Origin of the sequence: Halocatena pleomorpha, assembly GCF_003862495.1 — an archaeon.
GTDB classification, from domain to species: domain Archaea; phylum Halobacteriota; class Halobacteria; order Halobacteriales; family Haloarculaceae; genus Halocatena; species Halocatena pleomorpha.
Window position 1 is genome coordinate 1 of record NZ_RRCH01000048.1, and the last position, 11,600, is coordinate 11,600.

Here is an 11,600-nt window from a genome sequence, read left to right on the forward strand (position 1 = left end):
TTTTTTTGCGTGAGCGGTGAGTTTTGCTCACCGCTCACGCAAAAAAAGTGGAGTGACGAAACCGGCGGTCGGTACCGGAATCACTGTTGTTTATATACTGTCTTTCTTAACGAACAATGGAGAACAACGATGAATATGGTGACAGGAACATGAAAACCAATCAGTTCAGTGTCGAGGGAAAAACTGTCGTTATCACCGGCTCCTCACAAGGAATCGGGAAGGTTACTGCAGAACGTCTTGTGGCCGACGGTGCGAACGTGGTCGTCTCCTCGCGGTCCCAAGAGAAGATTGACGATGTCGTTGCGGAGATCGACGGTCCGGGTGAGGCGATCGCCGTGGCGTGTGATGTCCGAGAGCGCGATGCTGTCGAGGCGTTGATAGCGGCGACCGTCGAGGAGTTCGGTGGTGTTGACGTGCTCGTGAACAACGCCGGAGCGAGCTTCATGGCGAACTTTGAAGGCATCTCCGAGAACGGCTGGAAAACGATCGTCGACATCAATCTCCATGGCACCTACCACTGCACGCAGGTTGCCGGCGAGCAGATGCGCGAACAGGGCCACGGCAACATCATCAACTTCGCTAGCGTTGCTGGGACCGAGGGCGCGCCGTACATGAGCCACTACGCAGCAGCGAAGGCTGCGGTCGTCAATCTCACTCGGACGCTGGCGTTCGAATGGGCAAGCGACGACGTTCGCGTGAACTGCGTCGCACCGGGATTCGTTGCGACACCGGGCGTCGAATCGCAGATGGGAGTGACTGCCGACGAAATCGACAGAGAGACTGTCGACCGACGGATCGGGTTGAGCGAGGAGATCGCTGACACCGTCCAGTTCCTTGCGTCTCCGGCGTCCTCCTACATCACCGGCGAAACCATCACGGCTCGGGGCGTACCCGATATCATGGAATCGCCCGACGTATGACACGTATTGACGTCTCGCTTCCCGTCGCTTCACAACCCAGCGTCGACACCCTCAGCGAACAGGCGACGCGTGCCGAGTCGCTGGGATACGATCGCGTCTGGATGCCAGAAACGTGGGGGAGAGATGTGGTAACGCTACTCACCACTCTTGCCGAGCGGACTGATACCGTCGGCATCGGTGCGTCGATCATGCCGGTGTACTCCCGTTCGCCCGCACTCATCGGCCAGACAGCGGCCACGCTACAGGAGGTGTCCGACGGGCGGTTTCGTCTCGGTCTCGGACCCAGCGGGCCGATCGTCATTGAGAACTGGCATGGTGTCTCCTTCGATTATCCTCTCCGTCGGACAAGAGAGACGATCGAGATCGTCAAACGCGTGCTGTCGGATGAAACAGTGACGTACGACGGCGAACAGTTCGAACTGTCCGGGTTCCGTCTCCGGTGTGCGTCGCCCGATCCACAACCGTCGATCGACGCAGCCGGGATGGGTCCCAAGGCGGTGGAACTCGCCGGTCGATTCGCTGATGGCTGGCACGCGATCATGCTAACGCCTCAGGGCGTAGAAAGCCGACTGGACGATCTCCGGCGTGGCGCAGAACTCGCTGATCGTGATCCCGCTGAGCTACGAACGACGCTCTCGCTCACCTGCTGCGCCACCGAGGACGCACACCGATCGCTCTCGCTCGTCAAACAACACCTCGCGTTTTATGTCGGTGGTATGGGGACGTTCTACCGTGACACGATCGCTCGGCAGGGATACGAGACGGCTGCCAACGAGATTCATGAGCGGTGGAACAATGGCGATCGTGAGGGGGCAATGGACGCGATTCCTGACGCGCTGCTCGAACAACTCGCTGTCGCAGGCACGCCTGAGCAGGCCCGCGACCAACTCGAACGGTTCACAGCGATCGACGGCGTCGACGCAATCTCCGTTTCGTTCCCTCGGGCAGCCGAACCGAGCGACATCGACAGTACCTTAGCTGCGCTCGCTCCGTAAGTTTCTGATTAGTCCAACGACAACGATGACCACACACCCGTTCCCGAACGATCGGAGGAATCGCGTATGAGTGATTCGTACACCGGCGCAGAACTGTTCGTGGACACGCTCGCGGAGTACGGCGTTTCGCGCGTCTTTGGCAATCCGGGCACTACCGAACTGCCCGTTTTGAACGCCATCGCTGAGAGCGATCTCGAATACGTTCTCGGTCTCCACGAGGATATCGCCGTCGGAATGGCTGCCGGCTACGCGAGCACGCGCCGCTACCATCACTACAGTGATGACGCCAGCAGCCAGCCACCGGTCGGCGTCGTCAATCTGCACATCACCCCCGGCGTCGCTCACGGTCTGGGGAACCTGTATGCGGCCCAGTGGGCAGGTGCGCCCGTGGTTCTCACCGCCGGAAATCACGAATTGGATTTCCGCCACGAAGAACCCCTGTTGTCAGGCGATCTCAAGGCGATGGTCGAACAGTTCACGAAGTTTAGCGCGGAAGTAACCGACGTGAGTGCCCTTCCACTGTTGCTTAGGCGGGCGTTTCGGACCGCGCTCACGCCGCCGACGGGACCTGTTTTTCTCGGATTACCGATGGATGTGATGCTCACTGAGACCGATGACGCCCCACAACGACTCGGCGCGATCCCGAACGCCGGACGGGGTGATCCAGCACAGATCGCAGCGGCAGCCGACGCGCTCACCGAGGCCGACGACCCGGTGTTGGTTGTCGGTGACCACGTCGCCCGCGCTGGTGCTGTCGATGCAGCTGTGGCGCTGGCCGAAGCGAGCGGCGCGCGAGTTCACGGGGAAATCCTCGCGTGTGAGGTGAACTTCCCCGGTGATCACGACCAGTGGATCTCTCATATCCCACCGAACGAAGGCGTTGCGTCGATGCTCATGGACACAGATACCATCGTCTTCGTGGGCTGTTCGACCAACACCACCCTGTTGCGTCACGAGACCGATCTCGTTGAAGACACGACCACCTGTGTTCATATCACCGACGCCCCTCTGGAGATCGGCAAGCGCCAGCCCGCTGATGTCGCCGTCATCGGGGATCCCGGTCTCGTCATGGATGATCTCACGACGCGCGTTCAAGAGCGGCTTTCAGCGGAGACGCACGATCAACGCCTCGAATCTGTACGGGCACTGAAACAGTCGCTATCGGGAATGATCGAGTCGATGGGTGAAGACGAAACGCCGCCCGAGGAAACCCGAGCGTCCAAAGCCGACCTCGTCGACGCGCTGTCCGCGGTCGCTCCGGACTGCTTTCTCGTCGACGAGGGGGTTACCGCCAAATACCCCTTGTTAACCCGGTGGCCGCTCCAACGACGACAGTTCCTCTCGAACAAGGGCGGCGGATTAGGCTACGGTCTTCCGGCCTCGCTCGGAGCGGCGTTTGCTGAGGGCGAGCAGGCGAATCCACGTGACGTGATCGGCTATGTAGGCGACGGATCGTACCTGTACTATCCACACGCGTTGTACACCGCCGCCCGATACGATCTCGACCTCACGGTCGTGATCCCTGACAACCGGAATTACCGTATTCTCAAAGACAACACCAACGCCATCTTCGGCGGCACTGATGAGGATCACACGTTCGTCGGTATGGATTTCGACCCGCCCGTTGATATCGTCACAAACGCGGAAAGTCACGGGGCGCGCGGGCACCGCGTCGAGACACCTGCGGAGATCCGTCCCGCCCTTGAGACGGCGCTCTCTAATTCTGGACCCGACGTACTCGATGTACTCGTTCACGATTAACTCGTCGTGAAATAATAAAACAGTTGTATTTCACGCCAGCAGAACTGATCGATAGAATAATTACTCAGCTACCGTTTTGATAGTGAGCTGATTGACACGCAATCCGATAAATATAAAATAGTTGTGTATAACGAACGTCGACGAAAACCACGATAACATAGGTGTATTTCCAAGATAATTGTATTGAATTTACGATAGACAATAGCTGTTATACATGCTTCTTTGTCTCGGGTGGGTTCCGTACAATCCCTGATGTGATCCCGAACGCATCCGCCCGAGACACAGTAGAAGAAGAATACAATAAATTATGTACAGTTAGCGTGTGGCGTCCAGGGTGCTGGTCGCTGTTCACGTTCTGGAGGCAGACAAGTGTCCGCTCGTTTTCCCCTTTCAGCAGTAGCTATTACATTGTTACCATTGTAATACACAGTGATCAGTAGCACAACAGAGTTCGCTGAGCCGAATCGAGTACCGTACACAGTTAGGATTTACTCGACCGGCTTTGGTTCGTTAGCCGGTATTTTGCATTCCAGCAGCGATCCCGTTCACCGTGAGTCGGAGCGCACGTTCTTCTTCGGGCGAGCGGTCATCTGGGTCCGTTCCGAGGAGTTGGACTTGCAGGAGGTTGAGTGGATCGACGTATGGATTACGTCGTTTGAGGCTCTTTCGCAGCCACTCGCGGTCGATGAGGTGATCACGATTTGTGATCGTTAAGACGAGTTCTCGAGCGCGTTCGTGTTCGTCGGACAGCAGCGGGAAGATCCGATCGCGGAGTTCGTCGTCAGCGAGGTCGGCGTACTCGGCGGCGATCTCCAGATCGGTACGCGCGATCGCAAGCGCGGCGTTATCGAGTGTCGTTCGGAAGAACGGCCACTGTTCGTACATCTCCTGGAGCGTTTCGACGTTGCCGTTCTCGAGATAGCTCTCAATGCCTGTCGCAAGACCGTACCAGCCCGGCAGTATACACCGCGACTGAGTCCAAGAGAACACCCACGGAATCGCCCGCAGGTCTTCGACTGATCGCTCATCCGAGCGCGACGCCGGTCGTGAACCGAGATTGAGCGTTTCGATCACCGGGATCGGCGTTGCCTGCTCGAAATACGAGACGAATCCGTCGGTCGTGAGGAGATCCTGATAGGCTTCGCGCGCGGTGTCTGCCATCGTTTCCATCGCGTCGACCCACTGTGATTGGATCGGCGCTTTGGATTCCTGCATTGTCTCCAATCGGGCGCGAAGCTGAGCTGTGAGCATCTGTTCTAAGTTACGCTCCGCGATCCGGGGGTTGGCGTATTTCTCTGCGATCGCTTCGCCCTGTTCGGTGAATTTGACCTCGCCGGTCACCGTTTCAGGCGGGAGCGCGAGTAAGGCTTCGTTCATCGGCCCGCCGCCCCGCGAGATCGAGCCGCCTCGACCGTGGAACAAACGCAGGTCTATATCGAACTCCTCGGTGATGTTTCCGAGGCGGCGCTGATTGCGGTACAGCGCCCAGTTCGCGGCGAGAAAGCCGTTTTCCTTGTTGGAATCGGAGTAGCCGAGCATGATCTCTTGGGTGTCTCCCCGGAGTGAGAGCGCCTGCGCGTACGCCTCGTTTTCGAAGAGAGTACCCATGATCTCCCGAGCGTTCGAAAGCGCGTGTTTGGTCTCCAGCAGCGGCACCACGTCGATTCCGGCGTAATCCGGTAGCGAAACGACATCGGCCTGATCCGCTAAAAACAGCACTTCGAGGACGTGGCTAGGCTGTTCGGTCATGCTGATACAGTACGTGTCGATCGCGTTGCTTCCGTACTCGGCTTGCCAGTCAGCGAGCCGAACGAACCGTTCGCAGACGCGCGCTGCCGTTTCTGACAGTTCCGCAGTGTCGGTGAGATCAATTACCGACTCTGCTTGGATGATCGAGTCAGTGAGTAGTTCGACGCGCTCGGACTCGCTGCGATTCTCGTACTCGACCCCCTCGCGTTGGAGTAGTTCGCCCACAGTCGCGGTGTGGTTCTCGCGGTGATCTCGAAGGTCTAAACTCGCAAGCGTGAAATCGAACGTGTCGACCTGCCGTTGGAGTGGCGCAAGGTGAGACTCGACGATCGCCTCACCACCGTTATTCCGGACGCTCTCGGTTAGCACCGTCAGGTCCTCAGCGAAAGCCGCGGCGTCTGGGTAGCCGCCGGGACGAACATCACCGATCCGGTCGAGGCGCTCACTCATCAATCGGATTTTCTGTCTGTATGGCTCGTCTGAGTACGCCTCTGCGGCCGTGTCGGCTACCTGGGGCAGTTCCTCCCGGTCCTTCTCAAGAGAGTGGCGGAACTCCGGACCCAACGATAACCGCGTGCGGTCGTGGCTCAACACCAGTCGCAACGAATCGAGTGCGTCTTGGTACCGCTCAAGTATGATTTCGCGTTGGCGAGCCAGGGTTCTCGACGTTACTTCCGGGGTCACGTGAGGGTTTCCGTCCCGATCACTCCCTGCCCATGACCGGAACTCGAACAGCTTTGGCACGTCAATCGACGCAGCCATATCCGATTCACACACTGATTCGAACTCCGTGTACACGTCACCAACCACGTCGAACAGCACGTGTTCGAGATACCACTGCACGTTGTGGGCTTCGTCGTCTGGCGTCGGCCGACGGCTGCGGACCTGCGCCGTCTGCCAGAGGCTCGTCACCTCGGTGTGTAGCTCCCGTTCGAGATGCTCTCGTTCGATATCTGTCAGTGTCCGCTCATCGAGCGTTTCGAGTATCGATTCGATCGAGCGAAGCTTGGCTTTGATCGTCTTTCGTCGTGCCTCTGTTGGGTGAGCGGTGAACGTCGGCTCGATCAACACGTCGTCTACGATCTGCTGTACTGTCGACTCGTCAACGTCGTTCAGCGCAGTGGCTACGTCCGAAAAACTGCCCGCAAGTTCCTGGTTCTGGGACGCAGATCGGATCGAACGGATTCGCTCCCGTTCTTCTGCGAGGTTGATTAACTCGAAATACGTTGTGAACGCCCGAGCAACACTCCGCCTGCGCTCGGGTGCCAGCGCCATGAGATCCTCGTGCAACGCTGCTCGTGACTCCCGCTCGCCACGACGGTAGTCGATTGCTGTCGTCCGCAGCGATTCGACTGCGTCGAACGCTCCTTCCGACGCTTGGCTTTCTAACACCTCTCCAAGCAATGCCCCAAGCTCACGAACGTCTTGACGGACATCTCTGCTGTGCAATGCCATACCACCAATCTGTGACCGATCTATTAAACTTTCTCGTTTACGGACAATTTCTGTAGATTGTTTATGATGATCACAGCGAGGAGATGAGTGTCCACACCAGTTTGTCTCGCTAAGCAGCTGAGCACAGAATAAACCACAACTGAAAATATACTAATTCTAACTATGATAGATGTGATATAATTTGGATATTACTAATGATGGGGCGGCAGTGACCTACTGTTGCACGGTCCGGATGAAAACATCCAATTGCTTTGCAGGGGGCCTCTACTACTGTATTTCTATGATTCGTGTCTTGCGCCTCTCTTTAACAATGTTTAGTGGCACAACAAAATCGAGAATGGTTGTGACTGCACACTATGATACTGTATTGGTGTATTTCAGGTCTCACCATAATACTATCATTCACTGTTGCTGTCTAATGTGGCACAACGCCGTCACGTTTCGGGAGGTGGTTACATCAGTACACTCGTAACGATGTCGTTTCCGTGATCCAAGTTTCTCGGACGTAAGTTTACGTACCGGATAAGAATTATACCATTCATCGTCTAACACGAACTATGACGAACACAAACGGCCCGAACCGCGCGGTTACGACGACCGAGACATCGTTTCGGATTCTCGAACAACTCGAACAGAGCGATGGGCTTACACTCGGGGAGTTGGCGGAGGAGTTAGCCAGTGCCCGGAGCACGATCCACCGGCACCTTCTCACGCTCGAATCCAACGATTTCGTCGTCCGAGATAACGGGACGTTCCACATCGGCCTTCGATTTCTCCAGTTCGGCATCAGTGCTCGGGACAGCGTTCCGTTTTTCGATGTCGCCCGCGAGCCTGTCGATCGATTGGCAGCGGACACTGGCGAGAAAGTCTGGTTGGTCGCAAAGGAGGGGGATTTCAGTGTGCATCTGTACAAAGCGTTCGGTGACAATCCGCTCAAAACGTCAGCACGGATCGGACAACGCCGCTCTCTCCATCAACTTGCGGCCGGTAAAGCGATTCTCGCGGCACTCCCCGCCGAGGAACGTGAGGCGATCATCGAACGCAGGGGGCTTCCTGAACAGACATCGAACACGATCACCGATCCGGATACACTGCTTAGTGAGCTGGCGACGATTGAGGAACGAGGCTATGCCTTCAATATCGGTGAATCGATCAAGGGACTGAACGCGGTGGGCGCAGCGATCTGTGATCGGAACGGCGATCCGATCGGGAGTATCAGTATCTCAGGCCCTGCGAATCGGGTTAAAGGTGATCTCCTTCGGACCCGGCTCCCGGATCAGCTGCTCGCCACCATCGACGAGATACACATCCATCTTCGCTACTCTTCGGACGGGTAGCCCCCACGATCGCCTGCCGGTATCGCTGTGGATCCGCCGAGTGGGTGTTCGTCTCGAAAATGATTGTTGGGCGTTCCTACGCGTATTCGGTGATAGTGAGTGTGTACTCTCCGCTCCCGCTGTAGGAGTCGACAAGCACGTACAGAGCGGCTGCTGTGTCTGGATTGTCTATCGTGATAGATTCCTGACTGTTGTTCGACCAGGAGTTGTGCGTGTAGTTCGATCTGGATGGACAGCTCCCCGTCCCTTCGTTGACAAAGAGGTCGAAGTCAGCATTCGACGGTCCGTCGAGTTCAACGACGATTTGGGTCGGATCGCTGAACTCCCAGTTCCAAGAGTGACAGCTGCTGTCCCAGTATCCAGATAGTGAACTCGTAACGCTGTCCGTTGTCGAATCGCCGCCGCCACCGCCCCCTCCATCTCCAGGCTCAGTAGTGACCGCGTTGCCGGCGTCGGCGCGGCCACTCCCCTGTTTGTCGCTGGAAAGGTTGATGTCGACAGCGGTGTTCTTGAGGTGGCTCCGGAGTTCACTGTTGGTGAGTCCCCATTTGGCGAGGGTGAGTCCTGCGATGCCCGCGACTACTGGGGTCGCCATCGACGTACCGGAAATCCTGTTGTAGCCGTCGTCGGTCCACGTCGAGAGAACGTCTGTCCCCGGCGCAGCGAGTTCGATGTCCGTTCCGTATTGGGAATACGACGCGAGTGAGCCGTCGGAATCGAGCGCCGAGATCGCCACGCATTCGCTGTACGCCGCCGGGTAGGAGACACCACGGCTCCCGGAATTCCCTGCGGCTGCGACGATGAGTGCCCCGTTGTCAGTGGCATACGAGACGGCGTTTTTCATCGTCTGGTTGTAGCCGCCGCCGCCGAGTGAGAGGTTGATCACGTCTGCCCCCTGGTCGGCTGCCCATTCGACGGCGTCCGCGATGTCACTGGTCGAACCAGACCCGCTTTCACTTAGTGCACGCCCGGAGATGATTGTTGAATTCCCGATCCCTGACACCCCTGTGCCGTTGTCAACGCTAGCGGCTGCGATCCCGGCAACGTGTGTTCCGTGGATCTCTTCGGATAGGTTGTCTGGATACGGATCTCCGTCGCCGTCAACGAAGTCCTCTCCCGGATCACTAGCCATGTTTCCCGATAAGTCTGGATGGTCGTATTTCACCCCCTGATCGACAACAGCGATCGTCACGCCCGAGTCACCCAGCGTGTCGTCCCACGCAGTAGGGGCGTTCACCATCTGATCGGCGTACTGATCACCGTATTGTGGATCGTTCGGCGTGTAAAACGCCCGGTGGGTCGCATTCGGTTCGACGTACTTCACCACCCCCCGGCTCTCAACGGCTTGTTTCAGGGCGTCGTGGGCCTGGTCGCTGGCGTGATCGGGAAGTTCCACAGCGACGTATCCCAAGGTATCGTTTTCGTGAACGACGCTCGCTTCGCTTGGAAGGTGCGACTCAACTGACGCACGTGGACTACTCGCCGTCGCACTCACACCGACTAGTAGCTCATCGGCTTTTGGTCCCGGCTCTCGGCTCGGTGTTGCTACTGATATCCCCGCGGCGCTTGCGAGACCGGACAGTCCTAACAGTTGTAAGAATCGTCGCCTGTTTACAGAGTGATCTTCTCGCATACCCAGCACAATGGTTAGTTCACTATAATATAAAACTTTTCCTTATGATAATTCATATTAAATTCTTGATCTAATATTGCATATAGAGTTACATCCGTGATTATCTAGTTACTATTAGTTCGTATACGGTATGAAACAGCACTCAAACGTTGATCAGGGAGTGGCTAGCTCCACTAGTGGTGTTCGGCCCTATGTTTTATCAGGATAGTATACCAATGGTTGCTGGGATGTACAAACACGTAGCCCTTCTCGTCCGAAAGGCGGGGCTGAGTCACGACGCGTTTCTTGACCACTGGCGCGAGACCCATACGCCGATCGCCCGCGACATCGAGGGTGTCGTGCGCTATCACCAGGTTCTGCCGGTCGACCGGACGGCAACCGAGTTCGATGGGATCGCAGAGCTGTACTTCGAAGAGGTAGACGCGTTGTACGACGCGCTTGGAAGCGAGGGATCACGGGATTACGACCCGTCACGCCGCGTGGCGGCACAAGCCCGAACGGATGTAGATAATTTTCTCGACGTGGAACGGCGTCCCCGGTTGATCGGTGAGGAAACCGTCGAGTTGGACACGGTCGATGGCGACACCGAAGGACTGTACAAACACTCGGCGTTTCTCGTCCGCAAGGACGGGTTGAGTCACGACGCGTTTCTCGATCACTGGGTGAACGAACACGTTCCGCTTGCGCGGGAGATTCCGGGTGTCGTCCGGTACGCCCGTGTTACTCCGACCGATCCCGAACACGCGGAGTTCGATGGGATCGCAGAGCTGTATTTCGAAGAATTGGACGCACTCCGGGCTGGATTGGGACACGAATCCTCCCGCGACTACGACCCGGACCACCCGAAAGCGGCCGCTCCCCGCGACGACGTAGACAATTTCCTTTCGATTGAGGATCGTCCTCGCTTTGTCGGTCAGGAACGACTCATCAAAGACGAAACCGAATAGCGATGTCTGAACCCGACAATTCACCGCACGAGACGCAGGTCCGAAACGCCTTTCCCGAACTCGAACAGATCGAGGACGACCACCTCCGAGAACAGGTCTCCAAGGCGTGGGTGCTCGGATTGGAGCGCGGGGGGTGGCGCGACATCGCGGACATTCCCTACGCATGGAACATTCACGAGGTAAACACCGTTGAACACGTTCGCGGTGTGACTGAAATCGCACTCGAATCGATGGCAGTCCAACGCTCTCGTCACGGTGCCACCCCGGATTCGGACGTGGTGATTGGGACCTGTCTCTTACACGATGTCGGAAAGTGTTATGAATACACTGCGCACGTGGATCCATCACTTCTTGATGCGCCCGATCGCCACCGGTACGCCGACAGTGTGATTCCACACTCCATTTCGGGGTACGCACTCGCCCACGAAGTTGGCTGTCCGATTGCGGTGCAGCGAGCGATCCCACATTACCACGGCGAGATTCCCGCGCGAACGCTCGAAGCCGAACTCGTCAAAAGCGCGAACGCAGCCTCATCGAACGCCATCACACAAGCAACAATGGGGATCACGCTCCAAGAGTGGATTGAGGAGTACAGCCATACACAGTGACCTATCTGTGTGAACCACAGCCACGGAACCATTAAGTATCTATCACCACTTTGTTGAAATATGTTGGTGGACATGGTTTTAGCGTCCCGTACGGCGGTGGTGTTAGATCAGCGTCTCGGAGCGGTTCTCGGGGCTATCGGAGCCCATCGCGGTGTGTCCTCCTTCGGTTGGCAGGTGTCGACGAACGGACACGCT

The 11,600-nt window shown here is 57.2% G+C and carries 8 protein-coding genes; 6 read left to right on the forward strand and 2 right to left on the reverse strand.

Annotated elements, in window-relative coordinates; all coding sequences use genetic code 11:
• Positions 1–149 precede the first annotated feature (149 nt).
• The 3 genes from EIK79_RS17325 to EIK79_RS17335 all read left to right on the forward strand — a co-directional run bounded on the left by EIK79_RS17325 (position 150) and on the right by EIK79_RS17335 (position 3,676).
• Entirely contained in the window at positions 150–920 is a 771-nt protein-coding gene (locus tag EIK79_RS17325; RefSeq protein ID WP_124956990.1) for an SDR family NAD(P)-dependent oxidoreductase, read from the forward strand.
• Positions 917–1,915 carry a TIGR04024 family LLM class F420-dependent oxidoreductase gene (locus EIK79_RS17330; protein WP_124956992.1) on the forward strand — a complete coding sequence of 333 codons (999 nt, stop codon included), beginning with the start codon at positions 917–919 and terminating at the stop codon, positions 1,913–1,915. The genes EIK79_RS17325 and EIK79_RS17330 overlap by 4 nt, the downstream gene beginning before the upstream one ends.
• A 66-nt stretch (positions 1,916–1,981) precedes the next feature.
• A complete protein-coding gene (locus tag EIK79_RS17335; protein ID WP_124956994.1) occupies positions 1,982–3,676 on the forward strand; it encodes a thiamine pyrophosphate-binding protein in 1,695 nt (564 codons plus the stop codon).
• Positions 3,677–4,186: 510 nt separating this feature from the next.
• Here the strand turns inward: EIK79_RS17335 and ppc are convergent.
• The gene (gene ppc, locus EIK79_RS17340) at positions 4,187–6,880 is read right to left on the reverse strand and encodes a phosphoenolpyruvate carboxylase (RefSeq protein ID WP_124956996.1); all 2,694 of its coding nucleotides are present in this window, start codon (positions 6,878–6,880) and stop codon (positions 4,187–4,189) included.
• A 557-nt stretch (positions 6,881–7,437) separates the two neighbouring features.
• Between ppc and EIK79_RS17345 the strand changes: the two genes are divergently transcribed.
• The gene (locus EIK79_RS17345) at positions 7,438–8,217 is read left to right on the forward strand and encodes an IclR family transcriptional regulator (RefSeq protein ID WP_124956998.1); all 780 of its coding nucleotides are present in this window, start codon (positions 7,438–7,440) and stop codon (positions 8,215–8,217) included.
• Between the two features lie 76 nt (positions 8,218–8,293).
• On the opposite strand, the gene EIK79_RS17350 is transcribed toward EIK79_RS17345, so the two are convergent.
• Complete coding sequence (locus EIK79_RS17350) at positions 8,294–9,850, reverse strand: S8 family peptidase (RefSeq protein ID WP_124957000.1); 1,557 nt, start codon at positions 9,848–9,850, stop codon at positions 8,294–8,296.
• Between the two features lie 227 nt (positions 9,851–10,077).
• On the opposite strand from EIK79_RS17350, the gene EIK79_RS17355 reads away from it, so the two are divergent.
• Positions 10,078–10,797, forward strand: a complete 720-nt coding sequence (locus EIK79_RS17355) for an EthD domain-containing protein (protein ID WP_124957002.1) — start codon at positions 10,078–10,080, stop codon at positions 10,795–10,797.
• A 2-nt stretch (positions 10,798–10,799) separates the two neighbouring features.
• Complete coding sequence (locus EIK79_RS17360) at positions 10,800–11,405, forward strand: HDIG domain-containing metalloprotein (protein ID WP_124957004.1); 606 nt, start codon at positions 10,800–10,802, stop codon at positions 11,403–11,405.
• The last annotated feature ends 195 nt before the right edge of the window (positions 11,406–11,600 follow it).

Bases quoted from the DNA above. Each gene is read 5' to 3' on its own strand.
- EIK79_RS17335 (WP_124956994.1), top strand. From the start codon at position 1,982: ATGAGTGATTCGTACACCGGCGCAGAACTGTTCGTGGACACGCTCGCG.
- EIK79_RS17325 (WP_124956990.1), top strand. From the start codon at position 150: ATGAAAACCAATCAGTTCAGTGTCGAGGGAAAAACTGTCGTTATCACC.
- EIK79_RS17330 (WP_124956992.1), top strand. From the start codon at position 917: ATGACACGTATTGACGTCTCGCTTCCCGTCGCTTCACAACCCAGCGTC.
- EIK79_RS17350 (WP_124957000.1), bottom strand. From the start codon at position 9,850: ATGCGAGAAGATCACTCTGTAAACAGGCGACGATTCTTACAACTGTTA.
- ppc (WP_124956996.1), bottom strand. From the start codon at position 6,880: ATGGCATTGCACAGCAGAGATGTCCGTCAAGACGTTCGTGAGCTTGGG.
- EIK79_RS17355 (WP_124957002.1), top strand. From the start codon at position 10,078: ATGTACAAACACGTAGCCCTTCTCGTCCGAAAGGCGGGGCTGAGTCAC.
- EIK79_RS17345 (WP_124956998.1), top strand. From the start codon at position 7,438: ATGACGAACACAAACGGCCCGAACCGCGCGGTTACGACGACCGAGACA.
- EIK79_RS17360 (WP_124957004.1), top strand. From the start codon at position 10,800: ATGTCTGAACCCGACAATTCACCGCACGAGACGCAGGTCCGAAACGCC.